Source organism: Kribbella sp. NPDC049174, from assembly GCF_043197365.1.
GTDB lineage: Bacteria > Actinomycetota > Actinomycetes > Propionibacteriales > Kribbellaceae > Kribbella.
The window spans coordinates 1087855-1104276 of sequence record NZ_JBICSZ010000002.1; the positions used below are offsets into that span (position 1 = coordinate 1087855).

At 68.6% G+C, this 16422-nt stretch carries 14 protein-coding genes; 8 read left to right on the plus strand and 6 right to left on the minus strand.

Annotation, left to right across the window (positions count from 1 at the left end; all coding sequences use genetic code 11):
- Positions 1 to 20 precede the first annotated feature (20 nt).
- The 5 genes from ACGFIF_RS15810 to ACGFIF_RS15830 are packed head-to-tail and all read left to right on the plus strand — an operon-like array spanning position 21 to position 5431.
- Positions 21 to 1403 carry a M15 family metallopeptidase gene (locus ACGFIF_RS15810; protein WP_393155030.1) on the plus strand — a complete coding sequence of 461 codons (1383 nt, stop codon included), beginning with the start codon at positions 21 to 23 and terminating at the stop codon, positions 1401 to 1403.
- Positions 1400 to 2176 carry a hypothetical protein gene (locus ACGFIF_RS15815; protein WP_393155031.1) on the plus strand — a complete coding sequence of 259 codons (777 nt, stop codon included), beginning with the start codon at positions 1400 to 1402 and terminating at the stop codon, positions 2174 to 2176. The genes ACGFIF_RS15810 and ACGFIF_RS15815 overlap by 4 nt, the downstream gene beginning before the upstream one ends.
- A 45-nt stretch (positions 2177 to 2221) precedes the next feature.
- Positions 2222 to 3376 (plus strand): amino acid deaminase/aldolase, encoded by a 1155-nt coding sequence (locus tag ACGFIF_RS15820; protein WP_393155033.1) that lies wholly within the window; start codon positions 2222 to 2224, stop codon positions 3374 to 3376.
- Positions 3373 to 4671, plus strand: a complete 1299-nt coding sequence (locus ACGFIF_RS15825; RefSeq protein WP_393155035.1) for a D-arabinono-1,4-lactone oxidase — start codon at positions 3373 to 3375, stop codon at positions 4669 to 4671. Before ACGFIF_RS15820 ends, ACGFIF_RS15825 begins: the two co-directional genes overlap by 4 nt.
- Before the next feature lie 40 nt (positions 4672 to 4711).
- Positions 4712 to 5431: a PIG-L deacetylase family protein gene (locus ACGFIF_RS15830; RefSeq protein ID WP_393155037.1), complete on the plus strand. Its 720-nt coding sequence runs from the start codon at positions 4712 to 4714 to the stop codon at positions 5429 to 5431.
- 73 nt (positions 5432 to 5504) lie between these two features.
- Here ACGFIF_RS15830 and ACGFIF_RS15835 read toward each other — a convergent pair whose 3' ends face one another.
- The 4 genes from ACGFIF_RS15835 to gndA all read right to left on the minus strand — a co-directional run bounded on the left by ACGFIF_RS15835 (position 5505) and on the right by gndA (position 8836).
- On the minus strand, positions 5505 to 5909 hold the full coding sequence (locus ACGFIF_RS15835; protein ID WP_393155039.1) for a hypothetical protein: 405 nt from the start codon (positions 5907 to 5909) through the stop codon (positions 5505 to 5507).
- A gap of 70 nt (positions 5910 to 5979) precedes the next feature.
- Positions 5980 to 6516 (minus strand): DUF6817 domain-containing protein, encoded by a 537-nt coding sequence (locus ACGFIF_RS15840; protein ID WP_393155040.1) that lies wholly within the window; start codon positions 6514 to 6516, stop codon positions 5980 to 5982.
- Positions 6517 to 6791: 275 nt separating this feature from the next.
- Positions 6792 to 7223, minus strand: coding sequence for a DUF6319 family protein (locus ACGFIF_RS15845; protein WP_393155041.1), 432 nt, complete (start codon positions 7221 to 7223; stop codon positions 6792 to 6794).
- A gap of 173 nt (positions 7224 to 7396) precedes the next feature.
- Positions 7397 to 8836, minus strand: a complete 1440-nt coding sequence (gene gndA, locus ACGFIF_RS15850) for an NADP-dependent phosphogluconate dehydrogenase (protein ID WP_393155042.1) — start codon at positions 8834 to 8836, stop codon at positions 7397 to 7399.
- 234 nt (positions 8837 to 9070) lie between these two features.
- Between gndA and ACGFIF_RS15855 the strand changes: the two genes are divergently transcribed.
- From ACGFIF_RS15855 to ACGFIF_RS15865, 3 genes are read left to right on the plus strand one after another with little or no spacing between them, the layout of a single operon-like run.
- Entirely contained in the window at positions 9071 to 12190 is a 3120-nt protein-coding gene (locus ACGFIF_RS15855; RefSeq protein ID WP_393155044.1) for a DUF2961 domain-containing protein, read from the plus strand.
- Positions 12187 to 13833 (plus strand): glycoside hydrolase, encoded by a 1647-nt coding sequence (locus ACGFIF_RS15860; RefSeq protein ID WP_393155045.1) that lies wholly within the window; start codon positions 12187 to 12189, stop codon positions 13831 to 13833. Before ACGFIF_RS15855 ends, ACGFIF_RS15860 begins: the two co-directional genes overlap by 4 nt.
- Positions 13834 to 13842: 9 nt before the next feature.
- Positions 13843 to 14379, plus strand: coding sequence for an isochorismatase family protein (locus tag ACGFIF_RS15865; protein WP_393155047.1), 537 nt, complete (start codon positions 13843 to 13845; stop codon positions 14377 to 14379).
- Here ACGFIF_RS15865 and ACGFIF_RS15870 read toward each other — a convergent pair.
- Positions 14362 to 15210: an NAD(P)H-binding protein gene (locus tag ACGFIF_RS15870; RefSeq protein ID WP_393155048.1), complete on the minus strand. Its 849-nt coding sequence runs from the start codon at positions 15208 to 15210 to the stop codon at positions 14362 to 14364. The genes ACGFIF_RS15865 and ACGFIF_RS15870 overlap by 18 nt on opposite strands.
- Positions 15207 to 16406 (minus strand): aminoglycoside phosphotransferase family protein, encoded by a 1200-nt coding sequence (locus ACGFIF_RS15875; RefSeq protein ID WP_393155050.1) that lies wholly within the window; start codon positions 16404 to 16406, stop codon positions 15207 to 15209. The genes ACGFIF_RS15870 and ACGFIF_RS15875 overlap by 4 nt, the downstream gene beginning before the upstream one ends.
- Between the last annotated feature and the right edge of the window lie 16 nt (positions 16407 to 16422).

Sequence of the window (16422 nt, forward strand, 5' to 3'; positions counted from 1 at the left end):
GAGGGGAAAGGGACGTGCGGATGATGTGGCGAGCCTTCGGGGTGGGGATGACGGCGATGCTGCTGGCGGCCGGGTTGCACGTGCCCGGCGCCGCGGCGGATCCGACGCCGTCCACTCCTTCGACCTCAGCTCCTTCGACGTCGAAGGAGCTGACCGAGACACCGCCGACAACGGCGGCCGAGGAGCCGACTCCGACGCCGACTCCAACCCCCACACCGACGCCGACCCCAACGCCGACGCCGACGCCAACTCCGACGAGGACGGCCGCCGCGGACTGGTCGATCACGCTGGACAAGCCGGCCGCGTCGTGGGAGGACCGGCCGACGGTGTTCACCGGCAAGATCAGCCAGCCGATCACGGGCTCGTACATCACGCTCTGGCAGCGGGTCCCGGGCGCCTGGGTGCTGCGCGCCTCGACTCGGACCACGACCGGCGGTGTCTACAAGTTCACCTACGTGTCGGCCACGCCGGGCACGTGGGCCTTCCGGACCATGATCGGTGTCAAGGCGGAGACCGCGCTGGCGATCTCGGACTACCAGTTGTCGAACATCCAGGACCGCAAGATCGTGCTCAACACCCCGGCGCCGTGGTACGCGACGCTGACCGGCGCCTCCGTCACCGGCCGGATGACGCCGGCCGAGCCGGGTAAGGAACTCGCGCTGCAGGACTACCTCGGCAGCGGCAAGTGGCGGCTGCTCGCGATCGGCACAATGGATGCTGCAGGCAACTTCCGGCTGCGGGTCCCGGACGACGTCCCGGCGACCCGGACCGTGCGCGTGGTGACCCGCTGGGTGACCCAGCCCCTGATGGAGTACTCCGGCCTCGCCACCATCGTGGTCAAGGCCGCCCTGAACCCCAAGGTGTACGCCGTTACGGCCGCGATGGTCCCGTACACGTACCGGGCCGGTTGCCCGGTCAAGCCGTCGTCACTGCGGTTGCTCCAGCTGAACTACTGGGGTTTCGACGGCAAGGTCCACCGGGGTGAGTTGATCGTGCGGGATGCCGCCGTGCAGAAGATGATCACGGTCTGGACGTCGACGTTCGCGGCCAAGTTCCCGATCCGGCAGATGCGGCGGGTGGACCGGTTCGGCGGTAGCGACATCAAGTCGATGGCGGCCGACAACACCTCCGTCTTCAACTGCCGTCGGGTCACCGGCAACCCGTATGCGCTGTCGCCGCACTCGTACGGCTGGGCCATCGACATCAACACCGTCGAGAACCCGTACCTGGCTGCGAACGGCGTCTGGTACCCGTCCAACGGCCTGGCTTACCGCAACCGCTCCGTGTCCCGACCCGGCATGCTCTTCTCGAGCAGCACCGCCACGAAGGCTCTGATTGCCCAGGGCTACTTCTGGGGCGCCGGCTGGAGCAAACCCGACTACCAGCACTTCCAACCGCGATGAAAGCCGTAGCTGCTGCTGCGCTGTTGTCGGTGCTGCTGGTGGGGTGCAGCTCCGACAAGAGTCCGCAGGCGGCCACGACTCCGGGGCCGACCATCCCCGAGACGGTCGGTGGGACCGTGCCGGTGCCTACCAACACCCTGAGCACCGCCAAGCCGACGGACGCTGCGGTGCCGCCTGAGCTGCCGGAGGAGGCCACTGCGCCGCCTCCGGCGACCGCTGGGCCGCTCAGTGCGCGCAACCTGCCTGCGCCCGACAAGCTGGGTGCGGGCTGGAAGGCGTACGTGGACCCGGGTGGTGCCGAGGAGGGGTTCCTGGGCAACCAGACGTGGACCCGGCGGCGTGAGCCGCATCAGGCCGCTTATGAGGCGTTGCCGCTCGGTTGCGCCGGCCAACTCCCGTCCGGCTCCTTGCCGGTCCCGCAGTACGCGCTGCAAGGCGCCTACCGCACTGCGGACGCCAAGCCCGGCACTGCGCTGCTCCTGCGTTTCACAGACGCTGCCAAGGCGTCGGCGTACCGCACCGGCTACCAGGCGCGGATGGCAGCGTGCGGCGAGGGCGGTGACCTCAGTGTGAAGCAGTTGTGGACGGAGGACGCCGCAGCAGCCGCAGTACGACGCTATGCGGGTGACGAGGCCGAGCAGTACGTCGATGTGTCGGTGGTGCGGGGGTCTACGGTCGCACTGCTCGCTGCGGCTTCCGCCCAGGCTGACAGCCAGTCCGACTGGGCGCACGGCGTCGTACAGGCTCTGGATGCTGTGATCGACTCCCCGTAGAGAAGTTGTATTACCTTTCAGTATTTCTTGTCCTACACTCCCGTTATGGGTGACTTCGACCGGTATGCCCGCCTGACCGCGGACCTCGACGCGCCGTTCGCGGTGGTCGACCTGGCCGCCTTCCGGCGAAACGCGGACGACCTGGTCCGCCGGGCCGCGGGGACGCCGATCCGGATCGCGTCCAAGTCGGTCCGCTGCCGCGCGCTCATCGCCGCAGCACTCGAGCGGCCCGGGTTCCACGGCGTGATGAGCTACGCCCTGCCCGAGGCGCTCTGGCTGGCCCGCAACGGCGTCGACGACATCCTGCTCGGCTATCCGACCACCCACCGGACCGCCCTGCGCTCTCTGGCCGAGGACCCCGAGGCCGCCGCCCGGATCACGCTGATGATCGACTCACCCGAGCACTTGGCCTTCATCAAGTCCGTCACCGCCGGCGGCGCCCGGATCCGGGTGTGCCTCGATGTGGACGCCTCGTTGCACGTGTTCGGGCAGCATCTCGGCGTACGTCGTTCGCCGCTCCGGACTCCGGACGACGTCGCCGGACTCGCCCGCAAGGTGGTCGCCGACGACGCCTTCGAGTTGGTCGGCGTGATGTTCTACGAGGCCCAGATCGCCGGACTCCCCGACACCTCGCCGGCCGTCCGCTGGGTCAAGCGCCGCTCGGCCGCCGAGCTCGCCGACCGGCGCGGCGCCGTCGTCGACGCGCTCAAGCAGTTCGCGCCGATGCGACTCGTCAACAGCGGCGGCACCGGCAGCCTCGAGATCAGCAGCGCCGACCCCGTCGTCACCGAGGTCACCGCCGGCTCCGGTCTCTACGGCCCGACCCTCTTCGACAAGTACGACGTCTTCCAGCCGGCGCCCGCGGTCGCCTACGCGCTCGACGTCGTACGGCGTCCTGCTCCGCGCATCGCCACCCTCTTCGGCGGCGGCTATGTGGCCTCCGGGCCGGCGAAGAAGTCGCGGCTGCCGTTGCCGACGTGGCCGGCCGGACTGAAGCTGCTGGGCACCGAAGGTGCCGGAGAAGTGCAGACTCCGGTCCTTGGGAGTTCCGTCGACGGGCTGCATCTTGGAGACCGGGTCTGGATGCGCTATGCGAAGGCGGGCGAGATGCTGGAGCGGTTCGATGTCGTGTACGCGATCGACGGTGCCGGGCTGACCGAGCTCGCGACGTACCGGGGTGAGGGGAAGAACTTCGGATGAGCACCTGGCGGAACTGGTCGGGCACCGAGTCGGCGACCGGCGTGGAGCTGCTCCGCCCGACCTCGGCCGACGAGCTCGCGGCCGCGGTGAAGTCGGCCGCCGAGCAGGGCAAGAAGCTCAAAGCGGTCGGCTCGGGCCACTCGTTCACCGGCTGCTCGGTGCCCGAACAGGTGATGATCCGGCTGGACGGCCTGTCCTCGATCACCAACGCCGACAAGGAGTCCGGCCGCGTCACGGTCGGCGCCGGGACCAGCCTGCACAAGCTCAATGCCGGCCTGGCCGCCTTCGACCTGGCGATGGGGAACCTCGGCGACATCGACAAACAGACCATCTCCGGTGCGATCTCCACCGGCACCCACGGCACCGGCGCGCGCCTCGGCGGTCTCGCGACCCAGGTCGTCGCGCTCGATCTGGTCACCGCTGACGGCTCGATGCTGCACTGCTCCGCGGAGGAGAACGCGGACGTCTTCGACGCGGCCCGCGTCTCGGTCGGCGCGCTCGGTGTGATCACCTCGCTCACCCTGCAGTGCGTGCCGGCGTTCCTGCTGCGTGCGCAGGAGATGCCGCTGCCGCTGTCCGAGGTCCTGTCCGGCTTCGACGATCTTGCCGACGGCAACGACCACTTCGAGTTCTACTGGTTCCCGCACACCGACATCGCGCTGACCAAGCGGAACAACCGGGTCGCGGCCGGCGTCGGCCCGTCCCCGGTCGGCCGGATCCGCGGCTGGGTCGACGACGAACTGCTGTCCAACAAGGTGTTCGAGCTGACCAACCGGCTCGCGGCCCGGCGGCCCGGTCTGGTTCCCCGGATCAACCGGGTCGCGTCGCGCGCGTTGTCGGCCCGCGAGTACGTCGACGCGTCGTACAAGGTCTTCTGCTCCGAACGCAACGTGGTGTTCCGCGAGTCCGAGTACGCCGTACCCCGCGAGCACGTGGTCGAGGTCATCCGCCGCCTCCGCGACTGGATCGATGCCTCGGGCTCACACATCCCGTTCCCGATCGAGGTCCGGGTCGCCGCCGCGGACGACATCTGGCTGTCCACCGCCTACGGCCGCGACACCGCCTACATCGCCATCCACCAGTACCACCGCCTGGCCCACGACGCCTACTTCCGCGCCTTCGAACGCATCGTCGCCGGCTACAACGCCCGCCCGCACTGGGGCAAACTCCACACCCTGACCACCCCGGACCTCCGCACCCGCTACCCCCGCTACAACGACTTCCTCGCGATCCGAGACCGCCTCGACCCGAACGGGACATTCAGCAACCCCTACACCCGCCAAGTCTTCGGGTAATGCCGTTCACGGAAGGGTGGCGAGCGGCTAGCCTGCGGGGATGAATGTGGAGAAGCTGGAACCGGTGGCGGAGGACTGGCACAAGGCGCTGGCGATTGTCGCGCATCCGGACGATCTGGAGTTCGGGTCGGCGGCGGCGGTCGCGCGATGGACCCGGCAGGGCAAGGAGGTCGTCTACTGCCTGCTCACCTCGGGTGAGGCGGGGATCGACGGCGTCGCCCCGGACGAGTGCGGACCGCTGCGCGAGGCCGAGCAGATCGAGTCCTCGCGGATCGTGGGGGTGTCGGCCGTCGAGTTCCTCGGGCAGCCGGACGGCACGATCGAGTACGGCGTCGCGCTCCGCCGGGTGATCACCGCGGTGATCCGGCGTCACCAGCCCGAGATCGTGATCACCAACAACCTCCGCGACACCTGGGACGGCGACGTACTGCTCAACCAGGCCGACCACATGAACACCGGCCGCGCCACCCTCGACGCGGTCCGCGACGCGGCCAACCGCTGGATCTTCCCCGACACCGGCGAGCGCTGGAACGGCGTACGCCAGGTCTGGGCCTCCGGCTCACCCAACTCCCGCCACGCCGCCGACACCACCGACACGTTCGACATCGGCGTCGAGTCCCTCCGCGCTCACAAGGCCTACATCGAAGGCCTCAACTGGCCCGACTTCGACCCGGCCGAGTTCCTGGAAGGCATCAGCCGCACCACGGGCACCCGCCTGGGCACCAAATTCGCCGCCCCCTTCGAGGTCTTCACCCCGTAACAGCTCCGCCCGACGAGCCTCAGGCGCCGCCGCTCGGCCCAGGACCGAGCGGCGCCTCACGCGCGAACTGCGTTCAGTCCTTGGGAAGGTCGAGGGCTGCGTTGAGGTGGGGTGGGTTGGGAGCCGGGCGGCGGGGTTCGCGGTCGCCGGAGGGGTCGCCTGGCGGTGGGGTGTGCCAGGAACGCACCAACGTCCTGCCCTTGCGGGAGAGGCGATGCAGGTCGATCTGCTGGATCTGGCTCGCCGGAATGCCTAGCTGCGCGAGACTCCGGTTCGCCATGGTGCAGGCGAAGTCGTGCTTGCGTGGGGAGAGCTTGTGCTGCAGGACGACGGCGATCGCCCCGTCGGGCAGAGGCTCGACCCGCTGGAAACGCATCCCCTTGTCGAGGGCATGAGACCTGAACGCAAGCGCCAGGAAGTCGGTGTCGGACAGTCGACCATCGGTCCTTGCGCGCGCAACCACTTCATACCTGGCCATGGTTCGATCATCCGTCGGCGCGAACTCATTTTCCAGGAACGCGGGGTGGCAGCTAGCTGCCGGTACGACGTCAGAGCTGGAGGAGGCGGTTCGCGTCGGCCAGGACCGCGGGGGAGGCGAGGGACTGCCAGCGGGGGATCTGGTCCTGGAGGAACGGCCGGAGCTTGGGCGCCAGGGCGGGGGCGTGCTCGAGGACGTCGAGCTCGTTCACGATGGTGAGGTCGACGAAGTCGCGGAGGTCGGCGCCGGAGAGTTCCTCGGACGTGCCGGTGAAGCGGTCGGTGACGGTGTGGTGCTCGGCGAGGTCGCGCCAGGTGGTCTCGCGTTCGCAGGAGCCGTAGCGGTAGACGATCAGCTCGGCCTCGGGACCGATCACGGCCTCCAGGACCGGGCGTTCCTGCTGCCAGTCGAACAGGTGGGTGGGGAACCCATCGGTTCCGTACGCCGCGTGCGCGAGGCCGGCCAGGACCAGGGTGTCGGAGGCGCCGAGAGTGGTCAGGCGCTTGGCGACGCGGTGGAGGTGGACGTACAGGCTGCCGCCCGCGTGCTCGAGCTCGTCGGCGCCACGCACCAGCAGCAGCGATCCCATGTCCTGGAAAGCGCTCATCTGACCCCTTCATCCGGAGTGGCCAGGGCCCAGCAGGAACGGCCCAGGCAATCACGGTAAGGCTTCCTTCACCCCCTCGCCCAGACATCCGGCGCGGCGGGTTCGTCACATTTCTTCAGGTCTGGGAGGTGCCGCTGCCGCTGTCATCGTTGTCGGGTGCGGGGAGCTGTCGTTTGGTGCTCTCCACCCTCGTGCGGGAGGAGCGCACGAGATCCGTCGCAGCGAACGGGTGGAAAGCACCAAACGACAGCAGCTATGAAGCAGGCCGGCGGAGGCTAGTCGGCGAGGTCCGCCAGGGCCTTGCGGGCTGCTTCGAGTTCCGCTTCGAGGGCGGCGACCTTTGCGGCCTGCTGCTCGCGGGCGGCTTCGATGACCTCGTCGATCGGGGTGGAGAGGTCTTCGTGGAGCTCCTTGGCGGCGCGGGACACCGCGGCGGCCGCGACGGCGAGGCCGCGGGCCAGGTAGGTGCTGCCCTGCTTGAGCTCGGCGTGCCACTCGCCGTCGGCGGTGCCGGTGACGGTCAGCGTCAGCTCGAGGGTCTTGGTCTTCTTGCCGGCCGCCTTCTTGGCCGGGGCCTTCTTCGGCTTCTCGGCCTCGACAGCAGCGTCCGCGACCGGGCCGGCGTCGGGTGCCGAGGTCGGGGCGGGTGCTTCGGGAGTGTCGAGGGCGTCGGACGGCGCTTCTACTGCCAGAGTGTCTACGGTCATCGTTGCGGCGATCTCCTTCTGAACATCGCCCGCCGTGAGCGGGCTGGCGCTGAGCGTCTATTAGAACATATGTTCGACACTCAAGCCAATCCAGCCCCACCAGCAACAAGTGGTGGCCCACCAGCAACACAAGAGCCGGGCCCGGCACCTGCCAGGCCCGGCTCAGTGCTACCTCAGGCTTGCGACTCGGACCGGTCGCCGGACCATTCGAGGTGGAACGTGCCTTCGCGGTCCGTACGGCGGTACGTGTGAGCGCCGAAGAGGTCCCGCAGACCCTGGATGAGGGCGGCCGGCAGCCGCTCCGCGCGCAGTCCGTCGTAGTACGAGAGCGATGCCGAGAACCCAGGTGCCGGCACGCCGACCGAGGCCGCAGTCGCGACCACTCGCCGCCAAGCCTCCTGACCACCCGAGATGGCTTCCTTGAAGTAGTCGTCGACGAGCAGCGACGGCAGATCCGCGTTCCGGTCGTACGCCTCCTTGATGCGGTCCAGGAAACGGGCCCGAATGATGCACCCGCCGCGCCAGATCGTCGCCATCGCACCGAGGTCGATGTTCCAGCCGTACTGGTCGCTCGCCGCCCGGATCGCATCGAACCCCTGCGCGTACGCGACCAGCTTCGACGCGTACAGCGCATGCCGCACGTCGTCGATGAACGCGTCCCGATCCACATCCGCCTTCGCTTCGGCCGGCCCCGGCAGCACGCCGGCCGCAGCAGACCGCCGTACGACGTCACCCGACAGGGACCGGGCGAACACGGCCTCGGCCATGCCGCTCACCGGGATACCGAGGTCGAGTGCGGACTGCACGGTCCACCGGCCGGTGCCCTTCTGTTCGGCCTGGTCCAGTACGACGTCCACGAACGGCCCACCGGTGGTCGGGTCGACCTGGCTGAGGACCTCCGCGGTGATCTCGATCAGGAACGACTCGAGGTCGCCGCTGTTCCAGTCCCGGAACACGTCGGCCAGCTCGGCCGGGGACAGTCCGAGCACGTGCCGGAGCAGGTCGTACGCCTCGGCGATCAGCTGCATGTCGGCGTACTCGATGCCGTTGTGCAGCATCTTCACGAAGTGGCCGGCGCCGTCCGGGCCGACGTGCACGCAGCAGGGCTCGCCGTTCACGTGTGCGGAGATCTTGGTCAGCATCGGCTCGAGTGCGGCGTACGACTCCGGCGAGCCGCCCGGCATGATGCTCGGGCCGTTCAGCGCGCCCTCCTCGCCGCCGGACACGCCGCTGCCGACGAAGTGCAGGCCCTTCTCGCGCAGCGCGGTCTCGCGGCGCCGGGTGTCGGCGAAGTGCGCGTTGCCGGCGTCGACGACGATGTCGCCCTCGTCCAGCAGCGGCACCAGTTCGTCGATGACCGCGTCGGTGGGCTCGCCGGCCTTGACCATGATGATGATCTTCCGCGGCTGCTCCAGCGACTCGACCAGCGCGGGCAGGTCGGCGGCGGGGACGAACTCGCCCTCGTGGCCGAACTCCTTGATCAGGGCGTCCGTCCGGGACTGCGACCGGTTGTGGACGGCGACACGGAACCCGTTGCGCGCCAGGTTCCGGGCCAGGTTGCGGCCCATCACCGCGAGGCCGGTGACGGCGATCTGGGCTGGAGCAGAACTCATCGAATCTCCCGCTGGTCAGTGTGGTGTCGGGTCCCAGTCTGTCCCGACCGGCAACCGCGTGATCCGGCGGGCCCGGCCAGTGGGACGGTCAGGTAATTGCGCACGAGGTCTTCTCAACCACCCGACAGCGGTGGTAAACATCTCAGAAATCGATTTCCCACGAAGTCGGAAGGCCGCCCAATGCTCCGTCGTGTTGCCACGCTCGCCCTCAGTGCGTTGCTTGTCCTCCCTGTTGTGACAACCCCAGGTACGGCATCCGCCGCGCCGGCCACGGCCAACGGTCCGGTCGGCTGGGACGTGTACCGGAACCTCGACCGGTTGCCCGAGCTGCAGACCGGCGTACGGACCAAGCAGTTCTCCAGTTTCGGCCGGGACGGCACCAACAACGACGGCTTCGACGGTAAGTACTCCTGCCTGCGGACCAGCGCCGCCGGTTGTGTCATCGCCGAGGACGAAGGACCCGGCGAGGTCGGCACGATCTGGTTCACCCGGGACGACGGCAACGTCACCAAGACGGGCACGATCACGATCGAGCTCGACGGCCAGCAGGTGATCCACACGTCGCTGCAGGACCTGGTCGACGGCAAGCTCGGCGCGCCGTTCGTCTTCCCGCTGGTCGCGAACGCCAAGGAGACCAGCGGCGGCGTCTACATCCGGGTGCCGATGCCGTACCAGCGCTCGATGCGTATCACCACCCAGAGCAACCCGTACTTCTACCACGTCGGCTACCGCGAGTTCCCGGACGCGACCGGTCTCCGCACCTTCGACCCGGCCGACAAGGCCGAGGACGTCATCGCCCTGCTCAAGGCGGCCGGCACCAAGGACCCCAAGCCTGCGCAACCCGGCGCACAGAGCAAGGCCACCGACCTGAACGTTGCCCCCGGCAAACGCGTCACGCTGGCCGACGCCAACGGACCGGGTGAGCTCAGCGCACTCAGGCTCAAGCTGCCCGAGGTCGTCGGCCTGGATCTCCAGTCCTTCGCCGACGACGGCCGGGCGTTCACCGGCGGCAGCAAGTTCACGGTGAAGATCGACCCGGCCAACACCGGTGTGAAGCTGATCCGCCGGATGGACCTGCGGATCGGCAACCAGCGGGCGAAGGTGCTGGTCGACGGCGCCGAGGCCGGCGAGTGGGCTCCGCTGAAGGCGGAAGGTGCGCAGTGGCACGACCAGGTCGTCGACCTGCCGGCCGAACTTACTGCCGGTAAGTCGCAGCTCACCATCACCAACGAGTTCATTTCGTCCGACCTCGACTTCAACGAGTTCACCTACTGGGCCGACTCGATCGTCGGCGGTGCGGCGAAGCGCACCGACACCCTCGACCTCGGACCGAACCACGTCGCCGACGAGCAGGCCCACGGCTACGTGATCACCCAGCAGAACTGGAGCGGGTCGCACGCGATGGCGTACGCCGCGACCGAGGAGGACGCGGCCCGGGTCAAGCCGTCCGACTCACTGCTGGCCGGCGTCCGCGTGCAGGTGACGATCGACGGCCAGAAGCGGGTCGACGCCCCGATCGGCGAGTTCTTCGGCTCCGGCCTCGGCGAGAACCCGGTCCGGTCGCTGTTCTTCGCGATGGACCCCGACGGCTGGTACTCCGCCTGGTGGCCGATGCCGTACGCCGGCCGCGCCACGGTCACCCTGGTGAACGCATCGTCGTACCGGCTGACCGGGCAGGCCGAGGTCACCACGGCGCGAGACGCGCGCAAGGCCGTGGACCTGCTGACCGGCAAGACCGGATACTTCACCGCGATCTCGGCGCGCGGCGAGACCACACAGGGCCGCGACTGGACGTTCGCGGACGTCACCGGGCGCGGGAAGTTCGTCGGCGTCTCCCAGACGATGGAAGGGTTGCTTGCCGATGGCAACACTCGCGGCTACCTCGAGGGTGACGAGCGGGTGTCCGTCGACGGCGAGCGCACCCCGGCGATCCACGGCACCGGGACGGAGGACTACTACGAGTCGGGCTGGTACTTCAACGCCGGCACCTACTCGACCCCGTTCCACGGCAACTCGGCGCACGAGGTCAAGGCCGGGTTCTGCACCTACGAGTGCGACGGCGCGTGGCGATTGCACATCACCGACTCGATCGGGTTCCAGAACCACCTCGACTTCACCATCGAGCACGGCCAGCAGGACGACCACCCGGCGATCTACGGCTCGACCGCGTTCCTCTACACCGCGGCGAAGTTCGGTGCCCGCGAGACCGATCGAATCGACACCGGCTCGGCGGCGAGCCGGCAGCAGCACGGGTACGTCGACAGCTCGGCGCAGACGTACGACGTGACGTCGGTGTACGAAGGTGAACACGACGACACGATCCTGACCGACCAGGTCCGGGCCACCGCACAACCGATCCGCTTCAGCACAACCATCGACCCGGCCAACCGCGGCGTGACGTTGCGCAGGACCAGCGATCAGAACGCGCCCGGCCAGTCCGCCAAGGTGATTGTCAACGGCAATGACGCGGGGACCTGGTTGCAGCCGCTCGGCAACGATCGGCAACGCTGGCTGGACGACAACTACCAGTTGCCCCCGGCTCTCACTTTCGGCCGGACCAAGCTCGACATCGAACTCCGGCCGACCGGACCCAGCTGGACGGCGTCGGCGTACGTCGTACAGTCCCTCGTCCTCCCGTACGACGACAAGCGCGCGCCCGGCCCGGTTGCTGCGGTCACCGCGACCGGGCGGACGAACAACGCGATCGACGTCAGTTGGGCTGACACGGCCGACGAGAGCGGGATCGCGCGGTACAACGTCTATGGGGCGAAGGCAGGTAGCCCCGAGAAACTGATCGGGACCAGCCCGCTGCCGGGTTTCGTCCACCGCGACCTCGGGCTGCACGAGACCTGGACGTATCGAGTCGCCGCCGTCGATCTCGCCGGCAACATCGGCCGGAAGTCTGCTGCCGCGCAGGCGACCACCGGCAACACCTCACGGGTTGAGGGCGAGTCGATGCTGCCGCCGATCTCGTCGACCGTTCCGGTCGACCCCCAGGGCAACTGCTGTGGGGTGGAGTGGTCGAACGGCACGCAGGCCTGGATCCACGGCACCAAGGCCGGAGACAAGGCCGTCTTCGGGTTCGCCGTTCCGACGACGGGCTCCTACGACGTGTCGACCGTCCTGACGAAGGCTGCCGACTACGGGATTGTCGACATTCAGATCGATGACCGTGCCCCGGTCAGCTTCGACGGCTACGTGGCATCCGGTGTCAGCACGCACGAGGTCGACCTCGGCACCGCGCAACTTACTGCCGGTAACCACCAGGTGAGCCTCACACTGACCGGCAAGAATCCAGCCGCGACCGGCTATCTCGTCGGACTCGACCTCCTCGACCTGGTGCTGAACTCATGATCCGCAAACTTCTCGCCGCAGTGGCCGGCCTTGCTGTCCTCGCTGCGCCACTGCAGGCTTCGGCGTCACCCGCGCGGGTCCGGATCACGCCGTACGTGAAGGTCGACAAGGTGGTTGTCGCCGGCCCGTTCGCCAAGGTCTACGACCCGGGCGTGGGGGAGACCGAGCCGTGGTACTACAACGACCACACCCTGGTACAGGACCGGGCTACCGGCACCTGGCACGTGTACGCGATCACGCACGCGGAGCCGGCCAACCCGCTCGACGAGAAGAGCTTCGGCCACGCCACCGCACCGACGCCGAACGGTCCGTGGACGAAGCAGCCGCCGGCGTTGATCGCCGATCCGGCCGCGGGTGAGAGCCACATCTGGGCCCCGTACGTGCTGTACGACGCGGGCACCTACTACATGTTCTACGCCGCGGGCACGCCGGACCACACGGCGTACCGGATGCACCTGGCGACGTCGACCGATCTCGTGCATTGGACCCGGGATGCGGCGGCCAACCCGCTGTTCACCGACGGCTTCGACGGGCGGGACCCGATGGTGCACAAGGTCGGCGACCAGTGGGTGATGTATTACACGGCCAACTCGACACCGGCCGGCGGGAACCACATCGTTGCCTACCGCACCAGTACCGACCTGAGGCACTGGAGCGACCGCCGTACTGCCTTCGAGCACCCGGCGACCGGCACGTTCGGCGGTCCGACGGAGTCGCCGTTCGTCGTCCAGCGCGGCTCCGACTGGTACCTGTTCGTCTGTTGTGACGGTGGCTACGAGTCGACCAAGGTCTACAAGAGCAAGGATCCGCTGCACTTCACCATCGATCAGCTGGTCGGGACGATCCCGGCGCATGCGGCCGAGGTCGTGCAGGACGGTCAGGAGTGGTACGTCACCGGAGCCGGGTGGGGTAAGGGCGGTCTGTTCGTCGCGCCGCTCGACTTCGCCAAGGTGCAGGTGACGAAGGGGCGCGTGGTGAGTACGGCGCATTACCGGGCGACGATCGAGACCAGCCCGCGTGCGGCCCTCACCAGTCTCGAGGTCGACCCGGCCGGCCGCGGTGACTACCGTCCGGCCCTGGACTCGACCGGACGCTCCACCGCGCCGTACCTGGCGGTCGGGAACTTCGGCGCCACCGACCTCAGCGGCCCCGCCGCCCGGGTGGATGCCGGCCGCTCGTCGTTGAAACTGCGCGGCATCTCCTTCGGCGACGAGCCGGTCTCGGCGGACTGGTCGTTCGACTTCGGCCCGACCACGTTCGACACCCGGCTCGACTGGACCGTGCACGGTGCCACGAACGCACCGGTCTGGGAGGTTGCGCTGAACGTCGACTCGGCGTTGGCTGACCAGGGTGACCCCGGAGGCTTCGGGCGGACGGGCGATGTTGCCGGCCTACCGCGGTGGTCGATGGCGACAGGTCCCGGTCTCAGTGTCGTGACGGCGTACCGGGCGGGCTCGGCCTGGTCCGCGGACAACCACTGGTACGACTCGTCGAACGGCGGGGTCGCCTGGCAACCGCTCTGGCAACCGGGCGGGCGGCCGCTCCCACCGGGTGCGTACGACGGTGGCCGTTGGCGACTCGGTTTCTCCGGCACCGAGCGGGACATCACCTTCGCCGAGAGCTTGGCAGCCGGCCTGAACTAGGGTCGGGGTATGACCGAGCTCAAGCTGGACCCTCGGAGTACCGCGTTGGTTCTGATCGACCTGATGCCGCGGATCGTGGCGCTCGAGACAGCGCCACTGACCGGGCCTGAGGTGCTCAAGCGGTGCGTGGCGCTGGCGAAGGCGACACGGTCCGTCGGCGGGTTGGTCGTGAACGTGCGGGTGGAACGGCCCGGGGTCGAGCTGCAGCCGGAGGGCAGTGGGTTCGCGGACGGGGCGCAGCCGGAGCCGGGGGATCTGGAGATCGTCAAGCGGACGATCGGCGCGTTCGGGCGGACCACGCTGGACCACGAGTTGCAGACCCGCGGGATCGAGACCGTCGCGCTGGCCGGGATCGCGACCAACTTCGGTGTCGAGTCGACCGGGCGGGCCGCGGACGACCTCGGCTACGACACGCTCTACATCGCGGATGCGATGACCGGGCTCGACGGTCATGCGCACGAATTCGCCGTATCCACCGTCTTCCCCAGGCTCGGCACGGTCTGCTCCGGCACCGAGTACGTCGCCGCGCTAAGCCCGTCCGCCTGATCGGACCTCCCCGAACAGCGCGGCGTTCTCGCGGGTCCAGGTCTGCAGGGTGCGGGGTGGGTGGCCGGTGACTTCTTCGACGGTGTTGTTGACGGTGGTTTCGTCGATGAGGGCGTCGGCGAAGAAGGATTCGATGGCGGCGGCGTACTGCGGGGGCATCGAGGCCTGCAGGTCGTCGTGGGTTTCCGCCCGGGTCATCGGGTACGACGTGAGCGGGCGGCCGATCGCTTGGGCCAGGATGTCGACCTGCTCCGGGGGAGTGAGGGCGACCGGGCCGGTGAGGCGATGGATGGTGCCGGCGTGGTCCTCGGCGAACGAGCAGACCGCGACGTCGGCGATGTCGAGTGGATGGATTGTCGAGATCGGCACGTCGGGAAACTGCACCCGGACCACATCGCCCGCACGCAGTTGGTCCAGCCAGCGCAGTGTGTTGGACATGAAGGAGTTCGGCCGCAGGAACGTCCACTCGAGCCCGGACGCCGTAACCGCTTCCTCGGCAGCGTGGTGGTACGCGGCGATCGCGTTCGAGGTGTCCGCGCTGTCCAGCGAACTGCTCGACAACAGGACGACCTTGCGAACTCCCGCCCGTACGGCGTTGTCCAGCAACTCCTCGACCCGGTCGTACCCACTCAGCAGGAATATCCCCGACACACCGGACAGTGCGTCGACGAACGACTCCGGTCGATTCAGATCGCCGTACACCGCCTCGATCCCACCCGGCAGCGCGATCTCCTTGCGCACCAGCGCCCGCCCGGCGATCCCCGAGGCAGCCAGCGCCTGCACGACCGCGCCACTCGCATTCCCGCTCGCACCCGTCACCAGAACCGTCATCCAGTCACACTCCTCTCGCGGAGACCGTAAGCCTCGACAGCCGCTTGGAGCTCCGTGCGCGGGTCGTCTTCGTGGTAGATGCGTTCGGCGGGTTCGATGTTGTCGAGGAAGCGCTGGTACATGATCGCGTAGAGCAGATGAACCAGGACGGCCGTCGGCGGCAGGGCGCGCTCGGGATCGGCGTCCGGTACGTGGTCTTTCCAGGCGGTGGTCCAGACCTCCAGAGCGTGGACACGCTTGGCCTCCGGCAGCCAGCCGGTCAGGCGCTGGATGTCCGTCGCAGGGTGGCCGATGAAGGTGTCGGCCCAGTCGACGATCGCCCGGGCCGTCCCGTCCGAGCGCCAGTTGCCCGGATGGAAGTCGCCGTGAACCAACGTGATCGGCAACCCGGCTGTGTCCAACTCGGCGATGATCGACGGGAGCTTGCTGAGCAGATGCTCGACCTCCGATCGAAGCCGCGCGGACAGTGGCACGACTGACAGCAGGCGTTCGACCTCGGCCGCCAGCTCACCCGGCAGCAGTCGCGGCGCGCTCAGTTCGCCGACCTCGGCGGTGAGTTGAGTTTGGACCGCGACCCAGCGGTTGACCACGTTCTCAACCGTTGCCTCGTCCGGTTCCCAGCAGTCGTTTCCCGGTGCGTGAGCGAGTAGCGACCAGCGGTGCTCCATCGACTTTCCGAGCACGGTCGGCGCAAGTGTCTCGTCGTACCGCTGGACGTGCTCGATGATGTCCGCGTCCACACTCGCGAACCGGCTCGTCGCCTTGGCCCACGCGCCCGGGAAGCGCAGCAGGCAGGACAGATTCCACGTCTTCACCTGCACCGGCTCGACCGGTCCGAGGAACGATCGCGCCCACTCGACGATCCGCTCCGGCCCGTCCACCTCGGCCCAGGTCGACCGGAGCGGATGTGGTGCGACGATCGCGTCCCACCCGTCGTACGGCGTCTCGTCGAGCACCCCGGATCGCGGTTCGCCCATCGCCTGCACGTGGTACACGATCCGCCCACCACGACCGATCTCGGCCTCGTCCGCGTGCACCAACCGCAGTACGACGGTCCGCACCCCGAGCAACTCGTCGAGCCGCCGGGTAACCCCCTCCACCTCCGACCACCAAGCCGGCTCCACCTCGAACCCCGGCGCGCGCCCCACGAACCGGGCCCCCACACTCACCAACGCCTCAACCCACTTCGTCTCCACCCGCTCAGTCTGACCA

Excerpts from the sequence above, each read along its gene's own strand:
- ACGFIF_RS15815 (WP_393155031.1), top strand. The coding sequence starts at position 1,400 with ATGAAAGCCGTAGCTGCTGCTGCGCTGTTGTCGGTGCTGCTGGTGGGG.
- ACGFIF_RS15820 (WP_393155033.1), top strand. The coding sequence starts at position 2,222 with ATGGGTGACTTCGACCGGTATGCCCGCCTGACCGCGGACCTCGACGCG.
- ACGFIF_RS15865 (WP_393155047.1), top strand. The coding sequence starts at position 13,843 with ATGACCGAGCTCAAGCTGGACCCTCGGAGTACCGCGTTGGTTCTGATC.
- ACGFIF_RS15830 (WP_393155037.1), top strand. The coding sequence starts at position 4,712 with ATGAATGTGGAGAAGCTGGAACCGGTGGCGGAGGACTGGCACAAGGCG.
- gndA (WP_393155042.1), bottom strand. The coding sequence starts at position 8,836 with ATGAGTTCTGCTCCAGCCCAGATCGCCGTCACCGGCCTCGCGGTGATG.
- ACGFIF_RS15835 (WP_393155039.1), bottom strand. The coding sequence starts at position 5,909 with ATGGCCAGGTATGAAGTGGTTGCGCGCGCAAGGACCGATGGTCGACTG.
- ACGFIF_RS15870 (WP_393155048.1), bottom strand. The coding sequence starts at position 15,210 with ATGACGGTTCTGGTGACGGGTGCGAGCGGGAATGCGAGTGGCGCGGTC.
- ACGFIF_RS15840 (WP_393155040.1), bottom strand. The coding sequence starts at position 6,516 with ATGAGCGCTTTCCAGGACATGGGATCGCTGCTGCTGGTGCGTGGCGCC.
- ACGFIF_RS15860 (WP_393155045.1), top strand. The coding sequence starts at position 12,187 with ATGATCCGCAAACTTCTCGCCGCAGTGGCCGGCCTTGCTGTCCTCGCT.
- ACGFIF_RS15845 (WP_393155041.1), bottom strand. The coding sequence starts at position 7,223 with ATGACCGTAGACACTCTGGCAGTAGAAGCGCCGTCCGACGCCCTCGAC.
- ACGFIF_RS15825 (WP_393155035.1), top strand. The coding sequence starts at position 3,373 with ATGAGCACCTGGCGGAACTGGTCGGGCACCGAGTCGGCGACCGGCGTG.
- ACGFIF_RS15810 (WP_393155030.1), top strand. The coding sequence starts at position 21 with ATGATGTGGCGAGCCTTCGGGGTGGGGATGACGGCGATGCTGCTGGCG.